The sequence below is a fragment of the Pseudonocardia sp. GCM10023141 genome (assembly GCF_042653605.1).
Window position 1 is genome coordinate 1 of the sequence record NZ_JBHSIR010000019.1, and the last position, 19,627, is coordinate 19,627.

The window sequence follows — 19,627 nt, forward strand, 5'->3', positions numbered from 1 at the left end:
CGCAGCAACTGACATACCTCATTCTCGCGCACCACCAACCGTAAACAGAGTTACGACACGCGACACTAGCGCGTCGTGTCCTGCTGTCGCGGGTTCGACGGGTTTCCGATTTCTGCCGGTCGGCCTTGGTGGGAGCCTCAACCACGATCCAACCGGGCAGAGCCGACGAGAGACGCGGATTCGACGCGCCAATCCGCACCCGGCAATGAGGCGTTCGCCGATGTATCCGCCGCTGTTGCCATGCGCGGAAACGGTGTGGTAAATGTCCCGTGACAGTACACCGTTCCGCCAGGAGAACGTTTGGTCGCCACTGGTGCGGAGTCACCAGCGGCTGTTCGGGCGTGGATGTGACAGCGCTTCTTCCATCGCCCAGCACGCGCACCCGCGGTACCGCGGTGAAGTCGGGGAAGTACGGCAGGGTACTGAAAACCGAAAAGGCTGGCCTCGGCACGAGGATGCGGTCCGGGCGGACTCCGCGAGTCCTGGGGTATCCACGGGCTGACCTCCCTGTCATGGCTGGCATGGGTCAACACGCCGAGATTCGGACCGTCGCGCCACAATCTGTGACTCCGAGATCTCAACTCGAGGCTTCCGTGCACGCGAGGACGACCTGCGGTCGCCGGATGAGCCGCCCAACGGTTTCATGCGCGGTTGCGAATACTCATGGCGCCTAGCTGAGGAGTCTCAATGGATGGAGAAATGCCGCAGGCTGGAATCGGTGCGGCCATGGATCGGCTGACACCGACGATGTCTCGCCGCGCGGTGCTCGCTGTGGCCGGTGGCGTTGCGCTGGCGGGCATTCTCGGCTCTTGCTCCAACGACAATGCTACGGTGCCTGCGGGCAGTGGCTCCGGCACCGCCGCCACCGATGTCCTGGTGGCGGCGGTAGGAAGCTTCGCGACCGAGACCGTGGACCCGCACGTGGCGCCGAACAATTCCAACCTGAGGCCCGTGATGTGGGCGATCTCGGAGACGCTGGCTCGACGGGACTTGGATGGAAAGCTCGTTCCTAATCTCGCACTGAGCTGGGAGACCAGCTCGGACGCGCTCACGTGGACGTTCACCCTGCGTCCGGGCGTTATGATGCAGGACGGCTCGACCTTTGCCGGGCGTGATGTGAAGACGGCGATCGACCGCGTCACGATGAACCCTGAGTTCACCTACTTTGCGCAGCTCAGGGAGAGTCTCGAGGCTGTCAACGTCTTGGGTGACGGGAGGGTCTCGGTCAAGCTCAAGAAGCCATATCCGACTATTCTCGACGAGCTGCCGGTCCCGATTCCAACAGCCTACTACGAGCAGGTCGGCAACGCGGAGTTCGGCAAGAGGCCGCTGGGCGCCGGTGCCTTCAAGTTCGTCTCGCAGCAGATTCACGGCAGCGTTACGATGGAGCGGTTTGATGGCTACTTCGACAAGTCGAGGATGCCCAATTTCAAGACCCTCAAGATGCTGATCATCCCCGATGAGAGCGCACGGATCGCAGGACTACTCAACGGGCAGATTGACATAGCCCACGGGCTGAGCGCAAATTCTGTCAAGCAGTTGGAGGGGGCGCCCAACATTCGCGTTCTCCGGAAGGACAACGCGTCGTTCGGAGCCGTGAACTTCCAGGATCTGTACTTCCCGGACCGCCCGTCTCCGTTCCTCGACGTCAGGGTTCGCAAGGCTCTGATATATGCCCTGGACCGTCAGAGTATGGTCACGTCGCTCTATCAGGGCTACGCCACGGTAGTGGCCAACTTCACGCTCCCCATCACTTTGGGAAACGATGCGTCCCTGGCGCCCTACCCATATGATCCGCAGCGGGCAAAGCAACTGCTCGCTGACGCCGGGGCCGAGAACCTGACGTTCGATTTCAGGTCGTACACCGTAGATAATGTACAGCCCAATGTCCAGCGACTCAGTCAGGCGATGGTCGGCTATTGGGCGCAGATCGGGGCAAAGGTCAACTATCAGGCCGTCGACAATGCCGTGGTCCTCGCGCAACATCGAGCCCACACGCTGACTGGCATCAGAATTGGTGGCTGGCCGGCCAATGTCTTCTACAAGGCAAATTACTCTGCTCACAACACCCTCTATGGCGCTGGCTTCAGTACATCGGTGCGGGATCCAGCCCTGGACGCCATCATCGATCGCCTGGACGCGGCCACTGATTCTGGACGCGAGGAAAGTATCGCAAATGAATACAGTAGATACGTCTATGACAATGTGCCGATCTTTCCCGTGCTCGGCTTTCCGTCGCTGGTCGGGATCGGTCCCAAAGTGAGGGACTTCCAGCTGCAGGCCGGCAACCCGTATCTGGGACCGTTCTGGAGTCTGCAGGCCGCGTAGCCGAGGTTGAGCCAGGGGGTACCGGGTCGGGGCGCTGGCACGATGTTCTCCGTTCCTGGGGTCGCCGTCGATGGGGATCTCGCGCGGGGCGGCTCGGTCGAGGCGCCCCGCCACCCCTTCTGTCGGAAGCGAGTCCACAGCGGCGTCGGGAGGCCGTCGACTCCACGGGCGGGGATCGCCGGTCTCCCTTGCGCGAGGTCGATGACCGTCCGATCAGCAGCGCTGCGCGCGTCCGTCCGGACCGAGAACCGCATGCTCCGCTGGCAACCGACAGTTCCGCCGGGATGACGCCAAGAAGTTCAACCGCACACCGAGGGAGCCTTCTCGATGAACGACTCAGGACCGACGTCCCACGGGCGCATGCACGGCAAGCGCGCCATCGTGACGGGCGCAGGACGTCACATCGGACGTGGGACCGCCATTCGCCTCGCTCGCGAAGGAGCCAGCGTGGCCCTGCTCGACATCAACGAGGCCTGGGTGCAGGAGACGGTCGAGATGGTGAAGGCCGAAGGCGGCAGCGCCCATGGCCTCGTCGTGGACATCCGGGATTCCGCTGCGGTCGCGCGCAGCGTCGAGCAGGCGGTCAGCTGGGCCGGAGGCGTCGACGCGTTGGCACATGTCGCTGGGGTCAACCGGATGAGCGCGGCGCTCGACGTGACGGAGGAGGACTGGGACTACGTCATCGACATCAATCTCAAGGGGTCGTTCCTCGTCAATCAATGGGTGGCTCGGGCGATGCGCAAGCAGGGCACCGGCGGAGCGATGGTCAACATCACCTCTGCCGAGGCGGAGGTGGCGATGGGCGACATGGTGCCGTATTGCGCCAGCAAGGGGGGCGTCCGTCAGTTGACGAAGGCCTTCGCGGTCGGGCTCGCCCCGGACAACATTCGAGTCAATGCCGTCGGTCCGGCGCTCATCCCCGGTCCGCGCCAAGCCGAGTACGTGGCTGCGGACCCCCACTACGCGGCCCGCGTCGACAACAGTCGCCGGTTGCGTCCTCGCATGGGCACCGCCGACGACATCGCACATGCGTGCCTGTTCCTCCTCAGCGATGAGGGAGATTTCATCACCGGGCACTCGCTGTACGTCGACGGTGGTGTCCTCGCCGTTCGCTGATCGGCTCCGGGATCGACGTCGGCCCCGCCCGACCGGCTAGCTCGACGTGGTCGTGAGCCTGTTCGGCTCGGCTGGGTCGCCGGCAAGGTCGTCTCCGGCAAGGTCGTCTCTGGCAAGGTCGTCTCTGGCAAGGTCACGGCCGCGTGCACGACACGATGGCCGATCGTGGCGGGGCCGGCGCGGATGGTCAGAGCTGGCGCGCGAACTCGCCGCGCCGGCTGGTCAGTTGCCGCGCGCGGGGTCGTGCTGGACATGCGCGCTGGCCTGATGCCCGGCGTCGAAGAGCGAACCTGTGCCGGTCGGATGCTGTTCGCGTTCGTCGTCGCGATGGTCAGGAGCGGACCCGAGAGCCTCCACGAGGCCACCCTCGGTGGCCGGCTCCCGATCACCTGCGGCAAGCCGGCCATGGTCCACCGCCGACGAGTCCTCGTCGGTCACCTCGGATCGTCGCGGCAGCGTGGTCTCGATCACGAGTGCGTCGAAGATGGGCGTGCTCTCGGATTCCGCGCCGGGCCGGACGGTGGCGTCGCCTCCAGGCTCAGCTGACTTCGTGATCGGCATCCTCATGTGACCCTTCTCGTTGGCCTGTGTCGTCGCCCGAGCGAGCACGCGGTTGGTAGGTGCGGGCCAGACTCTGCGCCAGCAGCTCGACCAGGTCGCGCACGGCGTCCCGGCCGTAGGCGCTGGTCAGCCAGAAGAGGGTCTCGCGCGCAGCCTGCCTGGCCGCGTCGGTGTCGTGGTTGTCCTGGAAGGCATCGACGAGGTCGTGCATTGCCGCGGCAAGGGCGTGCTCGTACATCGTCAGGCTGTCCGTCTTCGGTCGCTGCATCCTCGGCCCGCCCGCGCTCTGCATCCGATGTGGCACCTGTTCTTGTCGGATGTGCCCTGCTGCACATCACCCCCCGGTGACGGCGCCGGCCAGCCCCCTTGGCCGGCGCCGTTCAGTCACTGAGACAGCGCTGGGCCGGCATCGTCACGCCGGCAACGGTGTGACTCTCAGCACTTTGTTTCGAGACGGCCGGTGGCTGGGTCCGCCGACGAGGTCGTTACGGTCGCCTCTGTGTCCGGATGTGGCAGCACGTCCGGCCACGACAGGGCCGGCGCCGGTGATCACGGCTGACGCGGGGAGACCTCGGAGGGTGACAGGACCAGTGAGCAGCGACGGGCGCGGTGGGCCCAGCGCCCTGGACGCGGCCGCCGATGACTGGCTGGTCGCGAAGGCCCGCTCCGGTTCGATGGACGCCTGGGAGGTACTCATCCATCGCCACCGCGACCGGATATACCGGATCGCGCTGCGCATGGTGGGCAGCCCGGAGGACGCCGAGGACATCGCTCAGGACGTGGTGCTGCAGCTGTGGACGGCGCTGGCGAGCTTCGCGGGCAACAGCATGTTCACCACCTGGCTGTACCGGGTCGTGGTCAACCGGTGCATCAACCACGTCACCGGCTCGCGCCGCCACGACGAGCTGGCCGAGTCCGATCTCGCTCCGGCTCCGGGGGCCGACGACCAGGCCGTGGCCCGCCATCGACTCCGCGCCGCGATCTCCGCGGTGCTGGATCTCCCGCCGGAGCTTCGAGCCGCGATCGTGCTGGTCGACATCGAACAGCTCAGCTATCACGAGGCCGCGGCTATCCTCGACATCCCCGAGTCGACGGTGCGCGGACGCCTCCATCGTGCCCGACGCAGACTCCTCGATCACCTGCAGGCGTGGACATGACCGGCCGGGAGCACCAGGAACGAGTGTCGTCCGCCGACCGCCTTGTCTGCGGGCGGCTGGTGGACGACGTCATCGAGCAGGTCGCCAGGGGCGCCGCGGGAGTTCGTGATCAACATCAGCGGGGATGCGTGCACTGCCAGGCGGCGCTCGCCGACTACCAGCGGCGGTGGACACCCCTGGCCAACCTCGCCGCCGAGACCGTCGCGGCCCCCGACGGGAAGATCGACCAGCTCCTTCGCCGGCTCCGCGCAACGCTCGCCCATCCGGATTACGCGATCGTCCCCGGCCCTGACGGTGCCCTCCGCATCGCCGCACGAGTGATCATGGTCACCGCCCGTGAAACCGCCCAACAGGTGCCGGGCGTGCGTGTCGCCCTCGGCAGCGCGGCGCCCGATCAGGACCCCGCTGTCATCGCCGGCGTCGCCGGCACCTCCACCGCGATCGAGATCACCATCGCCGCCGGATACGGCTACAACCTCCAGGAGCTGTCCCAGCAGGTCCGCACCACCGTGGCGGCGACCATCCAGGAACTCACCGGACTCACGACCGTCGAGATCACCGTCATCGTCGACGACGTCCTCCCCTGAGACCGACCCGGCGCGGTTGGCGTCGACCAGTGGCGGCGACCACGGTGATCCGGCGCGGACGCGGCCGGCGTCGTGGCTGCGACCGGGGATCATCGCAGCGTCGCCGGGGTGATGTGGCCCCGTCGGTGGATGGCCGCGTGCCACACCACGAGGCACCGGCTCGGTCTCGGATCAGGTTTCCGGGGAGGAGACCTTCAGGGTTCGTCGCGTCGATACCGCGCTGCGTAGCGGGCTTCGGCTGCGGCGTGCTCGTCGGAGCGGGCAGCGTCGCGTACCGCTTGCGCGGTGCCCGATGGGTAGCCGGCCTGTCGGACGCGATGCTCGACGGACGCGATGCTCGACGGACAGATGCATGTTGAACACTGCGAATTGCAGTGCGACGAGCCAGCCCAGCGCGATCCCGACCAGTGGAACCCACCGTGGTCCCGGGACGATCAACAACACCGGCGGCGCGATCAGGGCCATCTGGACGAAGGCCCGCGCCAGGTGCCGCAGCTGCCAGGTCCGGCATGTGGTGTCGTAGAGCACCCAGGTCCGGTGGCGGGTCGGCAGACGACCGCCCATCGCGTACCAGAGCCACAGGAGGGGATTGGGCCTTCGTGGGATCATGGCCGGACGCCGCGTTCGCTCGATGGTCCCGAGCCGAACTGGTGGAGGTGGCCGCGCACTCGGTGGCCGCAACAGGAAGCGCGCGGCATCGGGCACGCGCTCTCTGCAGGTTCTCGGTGGTGTCTGGTCACGTCGTCATCGAACCGGATGGGCGTGCTCATCGCGGTGGATGCGCGCCGTGTCGGCCACCACTGCGAGGGCCGGAGCCGGTACCGCAGTATTCGACGATGGCGGAGCCGACCGGGCGGGATCCGACAGTGCGGGCAGGATCCGGCCGGGTGGGGTGCGCTGCGCCAGCACCTGCGCACAGGCCAGGCACTCGGCGAGGCCTGGCGGGTCACCGCGTTGGCAGCCGGTGCCGAGCAGGTACGGCAGTGCCAGTAGCGGCATGGTGGGGTCGTCGACGGCGATGACCCGGGTGAGCGAGTCCGCCGAACTCTTGGCTTGGCCCCAGGGTTGCGTGGTGCCGAGCAGGTCGATGACCAGCGCGTCGCGGCGAGACAGCGTCTGGAGCGGGAAGTTGTGCGCGTCGTCGAGGCCCCACCGGTCGATCTCACCGATCCCGGCCGCTGCCGCGAGCGCTACCAGCAGCGGGTTGTGATCCGCACCGACGATCACCACGCGGCCCTCGGCGGGAGGAGTTCCTCGGCGGTCCAGGATGCTCAACACCGCGGCGATCAGCGCGACCGCCGAGGTCTGCCGCTCGGTGATCACGGTCAGCGCGCCGGTCAGCGCGCCCTGCGCGGCCTCGGCCCGGGCCGGGTTCGTGAGGGTGAGGTAGGCACCGGAAAAGTCCGGGGCGACGCGGCGGAGATCGGCGATCAGCTCCTCGGTGTCCTCGGCGGTGACCAGCAGTGCGGTCGCCGCGATCCCGGCATGCTCCCGCAGCAGCGCCGCCGAGCCCAGCAACCCGGTCAACACCGTCGATCCGGGTTCTCGGTGAAAGTCGCTCGCGTCGCTGAGCACCGCCACGCGCTGGGCTGCGTCGAGGGCTGCGGACCTCACGAAGAACTGGTCTTGCCCGGTGGGCGAATAGGGGTTGGCCGACGGTGCGGCCGCGCCTCCGGCGGTGGGTCGCGGTCCACCGCCGTCCAGCATGCGGCCGCATCCACCAGGATTCCCGGGCCCTTCACTCTCGCCGACTTCCGTCGCTGTGTGAGCCTGGGCGCTGCGGTGGATGTCGCTTCGGTGGATGTCGCCGCGGATCGGGTCGTCATCCCGCCCAGACCGGCCTCTCGTAGGAGCGCGGGGAGGCTCTCGGTCAGTGGCGGCTCGGTGTTCGAACGCTCCACCGCGGGTTTCGGCGGGGTCGAGGCCGGGGAGGTGCCCGGGTTCACCGCGATCCACCCTCGGCCTGGGCCGGCGGCGCCAGCAGCGAACGGTCGACCCACGCGCTGACGTCGATGCCGTGGCGCATGGCCATCTCGACCAGGTCCTCCAGTCGGGCGCGGTGCAGGGTTGCCTCATACGGCAGACCGGCCTGGGTGGCGAGCCCGAGGTTGCGCTGAACCGTTTCGATCTGGGTATGCAGTTCTCCGATCACGAGCGCCGTCCCCTTTCACCGCTTGTCGAGCAATAATGTCTGCAGTTGTGAAATTATGCAAGTCTTGGACGGAGGACGGTGACTCAGAACGTGGATGGCCGGGCGAGCGTTCCTCATCCGCCGGCGTGGGGGCGCCGCTGGGACCGCGGAGGCCACCCGTTGTCCTGATCCTGCGTGGTGAGCGCGACGTGGATGGAGAGGGCGACCGCGGTGGCGATCGACTGGGCGGCTGCGGAAGGGATCGGACCTGCCCGGAAAAGGTCGTCCGAGCGTGGCCGCGCCAGCATGGCGCGAGCAACTGCTTCGGCGCACATCTGGTAGACGCCCAGCCCGAAGGGCAGTGCCCCGGCGGGGTGCTCGGTGATAGCACGCAACAGCCCGGGCGCGATGAGTGCTCCGGGATCGAGGCCGCGGCGGGTGATCACAGATCCTTCGGGACGGTCGAGGTCGAGCTCGGTGGCGCCGGCCCCGATGGTCGCTGCCGGGGTGCCGGGTGGTGGGTCCTGACGTGAAAGGTCGATCACGACGTCGGCGTCCCGAGCCGCGCGGGGCAGCGGGAACCAGGCAGTATCGGGGGCGTTCCACATCGAGATGTCGGGAAATCCGCAGGCGAGCAACAGTGGGGACAGGATGGGCAACCGGAGGGCGTCGGCGACCAGGATCCTGCTGCGGTAGGGGTCGCGACCCAGCCGACGCAGGTAGTGCAGGGCGGCCGCGGCCAAGGCGATCGCAGTGGCGTCCTCCTCGGTGAGCACCGGCGGCCCGCCGGCCTGCTCCACGAGGCGTTGCACGGTGCGTGCCCGCGCCGGATCGGTGCGCGTCAGGTAGCCGGCCGCGGCGGGGGTGGGGCAGTGCCAGATCCTCGCCGCGAAATCGGTCGCGGTATCCCCTTCGCCGGCGGTCTGGACGGCGGTGGGGACTCCGGCCAGCTGTTGGATGAGGGCGGCATCCTTGGCCAGTGCGGCCTGCAGTACCTGCGCCAGTGACGCAGAGTCAGGTGCGGGTGGGTCGGTTGCGTTCAGGTCGGACGTGCCGGGGCCGAGCCCGGGTGCGGTGCCGTCGGCGATGACCAGTATCTGACGTAGCCTCGCCGGGGTGTCCGCGGATCCGGCGCCGCCGGCCGCGGCATGAGCACTCACGGGGTGGGCTCGAGAACTCGGCACGCCTGGTGCCCGCCGGTGCCGGTCAGCTGGCCACGAAGCGCTGTCATCAACGGTCTGTGCATGTTCGAATTCCTGCAATTCTTTCGGTGCGCGGTTCCCGGTGCGAGATCTCCCGCGGGTTTGGGTGTGGTTACAGATCGTTGCCGGCGTAGGAGAGGTTGAAGCTCTTGTTGACCAGCGGGAAGTCCGGGACGATCGTGTTGGCCAACGCGACCGGTAGCGCCGGCCAGTTCAGGAAGCTCGGATCGACGACCTTGACCCGGGTCAGCCGGTCGTCGGGACCGATTTCGACGCGGTGCACGATTGTGCCGCGCCAGCCCTCGACGATCCCGACACCTGACGTGGCGGCCGCGGCGAGGGGCCGCACGAGCGGGCGCGGCTGCGCTGGTGGCGGCCACGTTCCCGGCGGCCGGCACCAGCAGCAGCGACACCACGAACAACGGCAGCACCGCTTGCACAGCACGACCGTCCAAGCCATGACCGCCCGCGACACTGGGTCGTGAGTACCCGATCCCGTAGATCGCCGCGACCGCAGCGACCGCGCCGCTCACCGCCATGAACACCCCGCCCAGCGGGTCCACCGCGACGACGACACCGGACAGCGGTAGCAGGCCGGGCAGCTGCATCGACCACGTCTGCCCGCCCATCGCGGCAACCCCCGCGACGGCGCCGAGCACCCCGGCCCCGCATGTCAGCACACCGACCACGACCGGGCGCGCGGCCCGCGTGGCCAGTAGCGCGGCCAACAGCGCGGCCACCCCGAGGAACCAGCGCCGAGCTGAGACCTAGCGCGTGTTTGATAATTGTCGGAGCCAGATATTGATCGCGGTGACCTGGGCGGTAGCCGTGTAGCGCAGGGCCAGCTTGTCGTAGCGGGTAGCGGTCGCGCGGTGTTGTTTGTGCAGGTTGATGCTGCACTCCACGGCGTGGCGCTGGCGGTAGATCTCAGGGTCGAACCGCGGCGGCCGGCCACCCCGTGATCCCCGTTTGAGCCGGTTGGCGTCCTGATCACGCTTGATCGGGATCGTCGCACGGATACCCCGACCGCGCAGGTAGGCACGGTTGGCGGCTCTTCCCAGATGACGGTGTAGGTCGGCCGGGCGCGTCGGTCCGCAGATAGACGTCGAGGTCTCCCGACGATGGAGGTTCCTACGCCATCCATCCGAAAGACCTCGACGTGTCCGACGCTACCCCGCCGGCCGGCTTCGGCCGCCCTGACCTGACCGCCTTCGCGGCTCATCCCAATCGACCCTGATCGGGTCTGCTGACCCCCTCGACGAGAACGCAGCGACATCACAGCCACCCAACCCCGACCGTCCGGGAAGCCGGGGCACGTCACATGGCCTGTGCTGCGGGCGTGTCGAGTGGGTCGTCCAGGGGCGACGCAGGAGCGTCGACGCGACGTGCTGAGAGGTGGTTCCAACCGAGCGCTAGGACACCGGCTACAGGCATGGCGATAGGTCAGGAACGGCGTCGCTCCCTGCGCAGGAGGGAGCGCAGAGTCTCGGCGTTCGCGTAGCCGACCCGTAGCGCGATCTCGGCGGAGGTGAGGTCCGTGGTTGCTGAGAGGTGCCGAGCTCGTTCGATGCGAAGCCGTTGGACGAAGCCGAGCGGAGTGAGGTTGAGCGCCGCACGGACTCGTCGTTCGAGGGTGCGCCGGCTGGTGCCGAGCGACTGCGCGACGAAGGCGACGTTGAACGGTTCGTCCAGGCGGGCGCGCACGAAGCGTTCGAACTCGACGACGATCGGGTCCTCGTGCCGGAGATGTTCGTAGGCGACGAAGGCCGCCTGCGACGGACGCTCGTCGATGATGAGGAGCTTGGCGACATGTTGGGCCAGGTCGGGGCTGATCGATCGCACGAGTGAGAGCGCGAGGTCGATGTGGGCGAACGCGGCGCCGGCGGTGACGAGGTTCCCGTCGACCACGACCATGGTGTCGAGATCGAGGGCGACGGTCGGATAGCGCTTCAGGAACTCCGGCCCCAGGAACCAGCTGGTCGTCGCCCGCCGATGATGCATCCGTCCAGTCTCGGCGACGGCGAACACGCCGGTGCACGCCGCGGCGATCCGGGTGGTCGCGTCGTCGAGGCGCCCGAGTGAGGCGATGACCGAACGTGCATCTCGGCTCTGGAGGGCGTCGTTGGTAGCGGCGGCCGTGAGGGTTCCAAGCGCAGGGACGACGACCACGTCGAACTCTCCGGACTCCGACAGCGGGTGGTCTACCGACAGGGTCATCGATGCCGTCGTGGTCACTCGCCGTTTCGGTCCGAGGATGGCGAGTTCGATCGGGTCGATCCGCGGGTCGACATCGCCGCGGGCTCCGTCGGCCACCCGCACGATGTCGATGACCGACGCGACAGCCGAACCGAAGCAGCCGTCGATCGCGATCAGTCCGATACGCATGGCGCGAACAATAGCAATACTGTCGTATACGCCACTCCCCACCGGCCCTCGCTCGTCATACGCTGAACTCGCCCCACGAAGAACCCCGACTTCAAGGAGAACCCCTCATGTCCACACCCGCATCACTTCCGTATGCCTTCGTCGCCAAGATCGTCGCGGCCGATGGACAGCACGACGCGCTCGCCGATCTGCTCGCCGGCGCTGTCGCACTCGCCAACGAAGAAGTAGGAACGATTGTCTGGTTCGCGGCTAGGACCCACGCCGACACCTTCTGGATCTTCGATGCATTCCCCGACGAGGCCGCTCGCGACGCCCACGCCAACGGCGCCATCGTCGCAGCCCTGATGGCCAACCAGCACCTCCTCGGCGCAGCACCCGAGATCCTGGCGGCCGACGTCCTCGCGTCCAAGCTCCCGTAGTCCGCCAACGCACGAGACGATCGCGCCCCGCCGAGCCGTCGGACCCGACCGCCTCGACACCCGCACCACGTTGACGATCCCCGACGGGCCGATCACGAGGAGGCCAGGCAACACCAGGCGCAAGCCTGGAGCGGCACTGTTTCACCGGTGGTCATCGAGAGAGCCAGCGCGGTTCCATGGCAGCGCAACTGTGTCAACTTGCCCTCCGTCCCGCGAGGCGCCGTGGGCGGGGTCGTGGTTGCGATCCGTTGCCGTGACGGGAGACGCGTTGCGCGTCGCAGCGATGACGGGTCGTTGGCGTTCCGGGGCGTTGCGTTCGTGCGCGCCGCGCGTGCGGCATGGAGCATCTCGCTGCGCACACAACGATCGCTGCGCCGACGCACCGTTGACACCTCGCACGTCCAGGTCGCGACACAACGCCACGCTGCGTTGCCGAGCGGAGCGAGGCCTATCGGCACACGGACAGGATGCCGGCCGCGAGCGCTCAGCCGGCGAGGGGTCCGTCGCAGAGGAGAGCGACGTCGGTGTCGGGCAGAGCCGTGAGGCCAGCGCATCGCGCGACCACCAGAACCGAACCGCCCCTGCCCTGCGTTTGCGCAGGTCAGGGGCGGTTCGCCGGAGCCGCCTGTCGGAATCGAACCGACGACCTAATCACGTCGGCTCTGCGTCTATCGCTTGATGCGCCCACTGGGTGAACGAGCCGCTGACCTGCGCAAACGCCGAGCGTGGGGGACGCTGCCATCCGGTGGTGACCGACGACGACCGACCAGTACCGACCGTTTTACCGGAGTTTCACCGGAGCTCGCGGCGGCGTCGAAGCCGAGCAAGCTCCATTCTTTAGCTCACCGCGCCTTGCTCCTCGCCGGTCCCGTCGTCGTCGAAGACGTTTGGCTCGCGACGAGTACGCCTTATCAGCCAAGACCCGGTCCGGGCGCGACCGCGGCCGACCTGGGCCCACCCGACCCACCCTGATGCGTTCCAGGACCGTGACGAACTGCGGACTGTCACCTCGCTGCCCACCGGTGATCACCAACGACAACGGTTTACGTCCCTGCTCAGCGGCCAGGTGCAGCTTCGTGGTCCATCCACCACGTGAGCGACCCAGACCGTGATCGACCGGCTCAACAACGCCCGGATCGGCGCTGGGCGGCTCGACCTGACGCTCGGGGTGGCGGCGCGCACCGGCGGCGTGCTGATGTGCCCGCACGATCGTGGAGTCCACCGACACATCCCATCCGATCATCTTCATCGCATCGCCGAGCTGGTGGAGCGCGGCCAGGATCTGCGCCCAGATGTCCTCGCGCTGCCACTGTCGAAACAACCCGTAGATCGACTGCCACGATCCGTACCGCTCCGGCACATCACGCCACGGGGTCCCGGCGCGGGTGCGCCAGCGAACCCCGTCGATCAACTGTCGCTTGGTCCATTTCGGGGGCCGCCCACGCCCACTCATCGCAGGTAGGAGCGGTTCAAGCACGTCCCACTGCGCGTCGGTGAGGTCATGACGAGCACCCGCGGGTACGGTCCCCACGAGGTCTCCGGATAGATGGTCTTCTTCGTCGTTGATCCATCTACCGGAAACCTCATCTATCTCCGGGCACCGACACGCAGGTCCTCAGCGGCCAGTGATCGACTTTCTAAACACGCGCTAGGCCCGTGATCAGCCAGAAGGCGATGTATTGACGGACCACCGGCCTGATCGGCCGCGGGGATCCGATGTGACCCCTCGTGGCCGGTCTTGGTTCGTTCGTGACTCTCCTTGCGGGGTACCGTGGCGTTGTGACGGATGAGCAGTGGCTGAGTCCGGACGCGGCCAGCGCCTGGCGCTCCTACTTGATCAGCAATCAGCTGTTGATGCGCGCGCTCGACCGGCAATTACAGCGGGATTCGGGTATCGAGCACACGCACTACGGGATCCTCGTCCAGCTCTCCGAGCGGCCCACCGGTTCGGCTCGGGTCACCGAGCTGGCCGTTCTCATGGACCACTCGCACGGCCGCATCGCCAAGGCTGTCACCAGCCTCGAACGCGAAGGGCTGGTGCGCCAAGTGCCCGACCCGAACGACGATCGGATGGTGCATGCCGTACTCACTGACGAGGGGCGCGAATTTCTACAGACTGCCGCGACGCCGAGCAGAAGGTGCCGGCCCTCGGTCAGTTGTCGGCGCGGGGCTGAGCGTGGCAGCTGGTCAGGACGGCGGCGATGGCATCGTGTTCGGCGGAGCTTGCTAGGCCGCGGTGCGCTGGAGCTGGATAAGCTTCAGTCCCATGCCGTCGGTCCGCCCACCCGCCAAGCCCGCCCTCAGTCGAGGCCGCCGACGAGCGCCCAGATGGCCGCCTAGCGGCGACTCGGCAGGGGCGTAGATGTGATCACGGGATCTGGTGAGAAGATCGTTGCGAAGAGCAGGTTCCCGATCTTCTGGACCTGTGCCCGGGGGCCGTCTCAAGTTAACGGACTGGCTACCGGCCTCCCAAGAGACGGCGCCACCACTGTCGAGGACGGGCCACAGCGGCTGTCGTGAGAGGTTCCGGTGTGGCCGGCGAGCTGCTTGGCGAGCGCTTGCGGACGGTGTCGGCGGTGCGGCCTCGTTCGATCTCCTCGCTGCTCCAACGCTGTGCCCAGCGGATCTCGTTGCGCCGGATGAGGTAGTGCGACTGGCAGGGCAAGCTCCAGCTGCCGACAGAGGGGCTGATAGTGACGGTCGGTCCGTCCCAGGTGATCTTCCAGTCATGAGGTGAGATGCCCAGGACGACTTCGTTGCTGCACCCGCAGGCGCACAGATGGAGGGTCGTCGCGTACTTGACCGACACGTAGAGGACGCCGGGCTCGGGCTGCTCGGGGATTGTGCTGACGAGCCGGGGTTGAAGCTGGGTGATCACGCCACGCTCCGGCCGTCATCGTTGGCGGCGTCCCGATCGGTGCCGTCGGCCACCGGCGTGTCGCCGGCAATAGGCGCGGCGGCTGATCGGGAGCTCGCGATGGTCGAGTTGCCGGCGGCCGGTGCGGCCGTGGGGGTTGTGTTGATGATGGTGTTGCCGTCGATGACGTAGGTGGAGCTGACCTCGTGTTCGAAGTCGGTGTAGACGCCGCGGGCTCGCTTCCAGCGCACGACGGCGAGGATGGCGTTGAGCGCGTTGAGCTCGGCGGTCTGAATGTTCTGCGCGTACACGGCGTCGTCGGCGCTGCCCACGAGCGGCATGTGCCTGCGGGCCTGCTCCCGGGTGCCCGCGGTGCTCAGCGTGGTGCGTAGCTGGCCGAACACCTGGGCCTGCCGCTCGTCGAGGAGTAGGCCCATACCGACGTCGATGAAGTCACAGCCGACGCGTTCGAGGAGCTCGACGACCTCGCGACGGGAGTCGCCGGTATCGACGCAGACGAACACCATGTCGATCTGAGACAAGAGTTCGGTGTGCTCCTCGCCGAGGCGCTGGGGATGGGCCATGACGCCGGTTCGCATGTGCGCCCACCGCCGGGCATACACGTCGACCTTGAACGTCCCGCCGGCGAGTTCCTCCTCGGACGTCGGCCCGGGCGAGCGGAACGCGTTGTGCTGTAGGTACCGGTCGTCGTCGAAGAGGTGGATCTCGTCGACCGGGCAGCGGGAGAGGAGATCGAGGACCCAGCTGCCGGTGCCGCCGACCCCGACCACTGCGACCTTGCGGCCGGTGATCTTGGCTGCGACCATCCCCAGCCCCGCGCGGGCGGTGGCCGTGTCGGCGTAGAGGAACGGCCCCGTGTTCTCCGGGTCGCGCCGGACCGGGTAGGTCCGCGCCGTGACCGTCGGGTCGAGCTTCAGCGCCGGCGCCATGATCATCTCGGCGTAGGTCGTCATCTTGTGGTGGTAGTCGGTGTAGCCCTCGGGGGGCTTGCTGGAGAAGCTCGCCCCGGCCTGGATGGTCGGGGTGAACTGCTGCGGGCCAGAGTGCGCGATCTGCTGCAGGACCGTCCCGTCGGCGTGGCAGGGGTGCTCGCCGATCCAGCTGGCGACATGTGTGCTCGGGGTGACCGTCACGCCACCACCGCTGAGGTCGAGCGTGCTGACCAGCGTTCCATAGCTGACCTGGGCGGCAGCGGTGACGTAGGGGATGTTGTGGATGAGCAGGTAGCCCTCGCGGAGCTCGACGTCGTAGCCGTCGTCGAGCAGCCGCTGCAGGTCGGGGCTAGGACTTGTCGGTCGCGGAGACAACGAACACCATCCCGTCCTTGATCTTGACGGTTTCGCCGGCGAGCAGCGACCCCTCAGGCTTGTTGCCGTGCCCGCGGCGGAAGGAGATGGTGAACAGGACGTTCTCGCCGGTCGGGGCGGAGGGAAACGCCAGCGCGACCAACTGCTCGAAGGTGAGTTCCTTGTCGGTGATGGTGCGCTCGCGCGCGTTGATCACGATGGTGATCCCGCGGGGGCGGTCGTGACCACGGGCGGTGTTGTCGGACGCCTCGTGCGGCTCGGGCTGGGCGCTCATGCGCGTGCCTCTTCCGTTTGTCGCTCGGCCCGGGGGCCGGAGAGCGCGGTGTGCCCTCTCGCTGAGGACTGACGTAGGAAGTGCCGGATCGTCCGGGCCGAGGTCAGGTGCAGTCCCGGCAGGGGGTGCTCGGGTCGGCGAAGTCGGCGAAGCGGGCCTTAGCGAGCGTGAGGTGGCAGCCCCGGCAGGTCCGTTCCCCCACGCTGCTGGGGCAGGCGCAGTGCCGACGTGGGCAGCGCGGGGCGGCGCAGCGGGCGCACACGTCGTCGGTGACGGTGAACTCGCGCAGGCACTGGTCGCATGTGGCCCACTTGCTGGGGCCGGTGTAGGTGCTGGTGCCGGGGCGGGGGAGCGCGAGTGGCTTCCAGCTGGCGTTGTCGGGCATGAGCACGGCGACGATGTACCCGTCGACCCATGTGGCCTGGCCGTAGAGCAGGTCGGAGGTGCCGGTGGAGTAGGAGGTGCTGGTGTCGTCGTGTTCTACGGTGTTTCCGGGCCGGGCGAGCGCGCGGGCGATCAGTGGTGTGGCGGACTGGTCGCTGCCACGGGCGGGCGGGATCAGCCCGGTGCTCGTGGCCATGTCGACGGTCCCGTTCTCGCGGTAGAGCACCACGGCGCCGCCGCCGGTCAGCAGCTCGGCTGCGCGGACGCAGCACGCGGCGCGGGACGCGTTGCTGCGCGAGTAGAACTCCGCGACGGTCGTCGCGTCCGGTCCCCGGGATGGAGTGATCGGGCTGACGAGAGCGTCGGGCAGCAGCACCCGGCTGGCGAAGACCTGGCACGCCGCCTCCTCGAGCTCCTCTTCGGCAGGGTGTTCCAGGAGCCGCTCGGCTAGGTCGAGGTTCGTGCGCTGCAGGTGATGACCGAACTCGTGCAACGCGGTGAAGGCGCGGCGCCGGTGCGAGAGCGACGTGGTGACCACGAGCGCCGGCGGGGTCTCGCTACCTCGGTACCCGCCGGCGACGGTGCACCCGTCTCCGGTGTCGCTCTCTGGGATCAGACGCAGAGCCACCTCCGGGTGCCGCTCGAGCGCAGCTACGGCGTCGTCGCACAGAGCGGTCAGGAGCTCCGGGGTGGTCGCCTCGAGCAACGCGATCATCCTGACGGCCTGCGCAGTCGCGGCCGGACGAAGCAGCACCGGCGGACGTCTTCTCATGCTTCACCCGCGACAAGGAGAGCGATCCGCTGAGTCCAGTCGGGCTCCGTGGTGCTTTCGCGAGCCGCGAGCGCGTAGGCATCGGCAGCCAGGCTGACGCGGGCGCTGAGTTCGTCCTGTCCGGTCCGTGCGGCGCGGCGGCGCGTGGCCTCGCGCCAGCGCGGGTGCTCGATCTCGAGGGCCAGGGCTGGGTCGATTCCGGCCGAGGAGGGCAAGGATCCGGGCCTCATGCCTAAGATGGTTTCGAGTACTTGAGCTTGTGCGGGGGTGAGTGTGCGCCGCCCGCGTCGCAATTCCATGGCTTCGTTCTGGTTGACGCCGAGGGTTTCGATCAGCAGCTCAAGCTGTTGCCGCCCACTTCCCGGGAGTTCCAGGGCTCGCGTTTCTGGACCGGCGGTGCGTACGGGGACGGCCGGGGCTGATTGAAGCCTGGCCAGGTCGTCGCGAAGCTCGGCCACGAGTTCGCTGCCTGGGTCGAACGGAGCCTCATCGAGGACCGTGCTGGGGAGGTCAACGCGCACCTGAACGGCCAACGAGGTGCTGACATCGGATTGCTCAACCATGACGTCGAGAACGCGATGGTGCAGAACCCCATGCACCGTCGGCCACAAAGTCAGTGAGCGGAATGTAGAGGTGGGGACTCGCTCGTGTTCGATTGTCGACGTGGTTGGGGGCGCTTCGCCGGGAGTTGCGACAACGACCTCGCCGGAGCCGTCAGTGAAGTCGCCGACGATCAGCACGATAAGGACAGTTCCATCGATTCGGGCTCGCCAGATCTGTCCGACAGAGATATCGGGGCGGCTATCAGCGGCCAGCGCCTCGCGCAGGCGTTCGGGCGCTTGGTATCTGCTGAGCGCAGCGTGCAGGCGGTCGTCGTTAGGTCTCACGAGTGCTGCGCCCCTTCGCGTCGGTGATGGCGGACAGTTCTGACGTCGCATCCTGCACATCGTCCGGCCCGGCGTCCCGAGCCAGCCTGACTAGCTCGTCGACGAGAGCTTCGACGTCGATGTCCTCCGCTGCGAGCGTCGCGAGGACCGCCCGTACTCGGGAGATGTGGTTGTAGGCGACACTGCGACCGACGCCCAGGATCTGCTCGACCTGAGCACGGTCGTCAAGGTGGAGGAGGATACGGCGTTCACGATCGCTGAGCTGGGCATAAACCTCCTCCGCGCGAGCTACCGCCCTGCGCTCCTCGCTGATATCGAACACCCTCGGCGCGATCACCCGGTCCCGCAGCGTGTCGTCGTCCTCGAGCGGGACGTGCGAGGTGAGCACCACGCCGAAACGGCGCTGGAAGACGTGGGCCAGCATGCCGATCTCGAGCCCAGCGGGGCCCGCGCAGCCCAGCACCGCGATCAGGACCCGGATGAGATCCGGGCCGCTGGCCATCGGGGGCCGCCGGTTCTGGTCGCGCCAGCGGACTGGCTTGACGTCTGACACACCCATTGCGGCGGTGTACAGAGTGTCCCCGTCATCACGCCCGGCTTCGGTGCCGGTCAGCCTTGCCAGAGCCCACCGCGCGGGGCGATCCGAGAGCCGAACGAACTCGCTGTTGCTCCCGAGTAGCTCCTCAAGGCGAAGGCGGACCGCGCCAGCGTCGGTCTTGCGGGCCTGGTCGATCAACCAGTGCCTCATGATGCGACTGGTCAGCTTCAGCACTGCCTCCTCGTCTGTGCCCACAGCGATGAGTGCGTCGGCGAGGTCCTCCAAGCGGTCGGCGAGGAAGTCGTGGAGCAGATCCTGCGCGCTCTCCTCGTCCCATCCGCCCGGCGGCTCCAGCACGAAGAGCGGCTTGATCGCGCTGCACCACCGCTCCGTCAACATCTTCATAGTGGTGGCGCCGCCGAGGTGGCCGAGTTCGCAGAGCTCGTCGGAAATCGTCACGACTGACCCCCAGCCATGAAGAGCGGGAGGGTACGTACGGAGCCGCCAGGGATCGATCTATCGATCATGGCGGGCATCCCGGCGGCCGGGTCGTTCACGCCATCGAGTGTCGGGCTTCACTGTCTGTAGTGGTGGACCGGCGCGGCGCTCGGCGCCGAGCGGAGGCTAGGTGACGCCGAGGTGACATGAGGTGCAGCCCCAGCACTACGCGCACCGCGACGAACGGGCGTGGCCGTTCGTCG

The 19,627-nt window shown here is 67.7% G+C and carries 21 protein-coding genes and 1 pseudogene; 6 read left to right on the forward strand and 16 right to left on the reverse strand.

Features of this window, described 5'->3' with window-relative positions:
• Nucleotides 1-687: 687 nt before the first annotated feature.
• Both ACFPFQ_RS09825 and ACFPFQ_RS09830 read left to right on the forward strand, forming a co-directional pair.
• Nucleotides 688-2,328: an ABC transporter substrate-binding protein gene (locus ACFPFQ_RS09825; protein WP_379617067.1), complete on the forward strand. Its 1,641-nt coding sequence runs from the start codon at nt 688-690 to the stop codon at nt 2,326-2,328.
• Between the two features lie 360 nt (nt 2,329-2,688).
• Entirely contained in the window at nt 2,689-3,444 is a 756-nt protein-coding gene (locus tag ACFPFQ_RS09830) for an SDR family NAD(P)-dependent oxidoreductase (RefSeq protein WP_379617188.1), read from the forward strand.
• A gap of 222 nt (nt 3,445-3,666) precedes the next feature.
• Here the strand turns inward: ACFPFQ_RS09830 and ACFPFQ_RS09835 are convergent, their stop codons facing one another.
• Both ACFPFQ_RS09835 and ACFPFQ_RS09840 read right to left on the reverse strand, forming a co-directional pair.
• The gene (locus tag ACFPFQ_RS09835; RefSeq protein ID WP_379617069.1) at nt 3,667-4,005 is read right to left on the reverse strand and encodes a hypothetical protein; all 339 of its coding nucleotides are present in this window, start codon (nt 4,003-4,005) and stop codon (nt 3,667-3,669) included.
• Complete coding sequence (locus ACFPFQ_RS09840; protein WP_379617071.1) at nt 3,983-4,297, reverse strand: hypothetical protein; 315 nt, start codon at nt 4,295-4,297, stop codon at nt 3,983-3,985. Before ACFPFQ_RS09840 ends, ACFPFQ_RS09835 begins: the two co-directional genes overlap by 23 nt.
• Nucleotides 4,298-4,595: 298 nt before the next feature.
• Between ACFPFQ_RS09840 and ACFPFQ_RS09845 the strand changes: the two genes are divergently transcribed.
• Both ACFPFQ_RS09845 and ACFPFQ_RS09850 read left to right on the forward strand, forming a co-directional pair.
• Nucleotides 4,596-5,162, forward strand: coding sequence for an RNA polymerase sigma factor (locus ACFPFQ_RS09845; RefSeq protein WP_379617073.1), 567 nt, complete (start codon nt 4,596-4,598; stop codon nt 5,160-5,162).
• Nucleotides 5,159-5,749 carry an Asp23/Gls24 family envelope stress response protein gene (locus ACFPFQ_RS09850; protein WP_379617190.1) on the forward strand — a complete coding sequence of 197 codons (591 nt, stop codon included), beginning with the start codon at nt 5,159-5,161 and terminating at the stop codon, nt 5,747-5,749. Before ACFPFQ_RS09845 ends, ACFPFQ_RS09850 begins: the two co-directional genes overlap by 4 nt.
• Nucleotides 5,750-5,943: 194 nt before the next feature.
• Here ACFPFQ_RS09850 and ACFPFQ_RS09855 read toward each other — a convergent pair whose 3' ends face one another.
• From ACFPFQ_RS09855 to ACFPFQ_RS09885, 7 genes and pseudogenes are all read right to left on the reverse strand, one after another.
• Nucleotides 5,944-6,099 (reverse strand): DUF5313 family protein, encoded by a 156-nt coding sequence (locus tag ACFPFQ_RS09855; RefSeq protein WP_379617192.1) that lies wholly within the window; start codon nt 6,097-6,099, stop codon nt 5,944-5,946.
• 25 nt (nt 6,100-6,124) lie between these two features.
• A pseudogene (locus ACFPFQ_RS09860) lies at nt 6,125-6,358 on the reverse strand (DUF5313 family protein); the annotation flags it as partial.
• A gap of 135 nt (nt 6,359-6,493) precedes the next feature.
• Nucleotides 6,494-7,363, reverse strand: a complete 870-nt coding sequence (locus tag ACFPFQ_RS09865) for a hypothetical protein (protein ID WP_379617075.1) — start codon at nt 7,361-7,363, stop codon at nt 6,494-6,496.
• 328 nt (nt 7,364-7,691) lie between these two features.
• On the reverse strand, nt 7,692-7,901 hold the full coding sequence (locus ACFPFQ_RS09870; protein ID WP_379617077.1) for a hypothetical protein: 210 nt from the start codon (nt 7,899-7,901) through the stop codon (nt 7,692-7,694).
• Between the two features lie 113 nt (nt 7,902-8,014).
• The gene (locus ACFPFQ_RS09875; RefSeq protein ID WP_379617079.1) at nt 8,015-9,040 is read right to left on the reverse strand and encodes a hypothetical protein; all 1,026 of its coding nucleotides are present in this window, start codon (nt 9,038-9,040) and stop codon (nt 8,015-8,017) included.
• 154 nt (nt 9,041-9,194) lie between these two features.
• Nucleotides 9,195-9,431: a hypothetical protein gene (locus ACFPFQ_RS09880; RefSeq protein WP_379617081.1), complete on the reverse strand. Its 237-nt coding sequence runs from the start codon at nt 9,429-9,431 to the stop codon at nt 9,195-9,197.
• 1,094 nt (nt 9,432-10,525) lie between these two features.
• Nucleotides 10,526-11,467 carry a GlxA family transcriptional regulator gene (locus ACFPFQ_RS09885; RefSeq protein ID WP_027504856.1) on the reverse strand — a complete coding sequence of 314 codons (942 nt, stop codon included), beginning with the start codon at nt 11,465-11,467 and terminating at the stop codon, nt 10,526-10,528.
• Between the two features lie 107 nt (nt 11,468-11,574).
• Here ACFPFQ_RS09885 and ACFPFQ_RS09890 point away from each other — a divergent pair, with 107 nt between their 5' ends.
• Nucleotides 11,575-11,886 (forward strand): putative quinol monooxygenase, encoded by a 312-nt coding sequence (locus ACFPFQ_RS09890; protein WP_006247389.1) that lies wholly within the window; start codon nt 11,575-11,577, stop codon nt 11,884-11,886.
• Nucleotides 11,887-12,667: 781 nt separating this feature from the next.
• Here ACFPFQ_RS09890 and ACFPFQ_RS09895 read toward each other — a convergent pair.
• Complete coding sequence (locus ACFPFQ_RS09895) at nt 12,668-13,417, reverse strand: IS5 family transposase (RefSeq protein WP_379617084.1); 750 nt, start codon at nt 13,415-13,417, stop codon at nt 12,668-12,670.
• Between the two features lie 248 nt (nt 13,418-13,665).
• Here ACFPFQ_RS09895 and ACFPFQ_RS09900 point away from each other — a divergent pair, with 248 nt between their 5' ends.
• Nucleotides 13,666-14,226 (forward strand): MarR family winged helix-turn-helix transcriptional regulator, encoded by a 561-nt coding sequence (locus tag ACFPFQ_RS09900; protein ID WP_379617086.1) that lies wholly within the window; start codon nt 13,666-13,668, stop codon nt 14,224-14,226.
• Between the two features lie 118 nt (nt 14,227-14,344).
• Here ACFPFQ_RS09900 and ACFPFQ_RS09905 read toward each other — a convergent pair whose 3' ends face one another.
• The 6 genes from ACFPFQ_RS09905 to ACFPFQ_RS09930 form a co-directional block, all read right to left on the reverse strand.
• Complete coding sequence (locus tag ACFPFQ_RS09905; protein WP_379617088.1) at nt 14,345-14,764, reverse strand: DUF6527 family protein; 420 nt, start codon at nt 14,762-14,764, stop codon at nt 14,345-14,347.
• The gene (locus ACFPFQ_RS09910; RefSeq protein WP_379617090.1) at nt 14,761-16,071 is read right to left on the reverse strand and encodes a ThiF family adenylyltransferase; all 1,311 of its coding nucleotides are present in this window, start codon (nt 16,069-16,071) and stop codon (nt 14,761-14,763) included. Before ACFPFQ_RS09910 ends, ACFPFQ_RS09905 begins: the two co-directional genes overlap by 4 nt.
• Nucleotides 16,046-16,345 (reverse strand): multiubiquitin domain-containing protein, encoded by a 300-nt coding sequence (locus ACFPFQ_RS09915; RefSeq protein WP_379617092.1) that lies wholly within the window; start codon nt 16,343-16,345, stop codon nt 16,046-16,048. Before ACFPFQ_RS09915 ends, ACFPFQ_RS09910 begins: the two co-directional genes overlap by 26 nt.
• Before the next feature lie 103 nt (nt 16,346-16,448).
• Nucleotides 16,449-17,444 (reverse strand): ImmA/IrrE family metallo-endopeptidase, encoded by a 996-nt coding sequence (locus tag ACFPFQ_RS09920; protein WP_379617094.1) that lies wholly within the window; start codon nt 17,442-17,444, stop codon nt 16,449-16,451.
• Nucleotides 17,445-17,497: 53 nt separating this feature from the next.
• Nucleotides 17,498-18,388, reverse strand: coding sequence for a hypothetical protein (locus tag ACFPFQ_RS09925; protein ID WP_379617096.1), 891 nt, complete (start codon nt 18,386-18,388; stop codon nt 17,498-17,500).
• A complete protein-coding gene (locus ACFPFQ_RS09930; protein WP_379617098.1) occupies nt 18,378-19,385 on the reverse strand; it encodes a hypothetical protein in 1,008 nt (335 codons plus the stop codon). Before ACFPFQ_RS09930 ends, ACFPFQ_RS09925 begins: the two co-directional genes overlap by 11 nt.
• Nucleotides 19,386-19,627: the final 242 nt, after the last annotated feature.

Bases quoted from the DNA above. Each gene is read 5' to 3' on its own strand.
- ACFPFQ_RS09835 (WP_379617069.1), bottom strand. From the start codon at position 4,005: ATGCCGATCACGAAGTCAGCTGAGCCTGGAGGCGACGCCACCGTCCGG.
- ACFPFQ_RS09890 (WP_006247389.1), top strand. From the start codon at position 11,575: ATGTCCACACCCGCATCACTTCCGTATGCCTTCGTCGCCAAGATCGTC.
- ACFPFQ_RS09825 (WP_379617067.1), top strand. From the start codon at position 688: ATGGATGGAGAAATGCCGCAGGCTGGAATCGGTGCGGCCATGGATCGG.
- ACFPFQ_RS09915 (WP_379617092.1), bottom strand. From the start codon at position 16,345: ATGAGCGCCCAGCCCGAGCCGCACGAGGCGTCCGACAACACCGCCCGT.
- ACFPFQ_RS09885 (WP_027504856.1), bottom strand. From the start codon at position 11,467: ATGCGTATCGGACTGATCGCGATCGACGGCTGCTTCGGTTCGGCTGTC.
- ACFPFQ_RS09840 (WP_379617071.1), bottom strand. From the start codon at position 4,297: ATGCAGAGCGCGGGCGGGCCGAGGATGCAGCGACCGAAGACGGACAGC.
- ACFPFQ_RS09850 (WP_379617190.1), top strand. From the start codon at position 5,159: ATGACCGGCCGGGAGCACCAGGAACGAGTGTCGTCCGCCGACCGCCTT.
- ACFPFQ_RS09920 (WP_379617094.1), bottom strand. From the start codon at position 17,444: ATGATCGCGTTGCTCGAGGCGACCACCCCGGAGCTCCTGACCGCTCTG.
- ACFPFQ_RS09830 (WP_379617188.1), top strand. From the start codon at position 2,689: ATGCACGGCAAGCGCGCCATCGTGACGGGCGCAGGACGTCACATCGGA.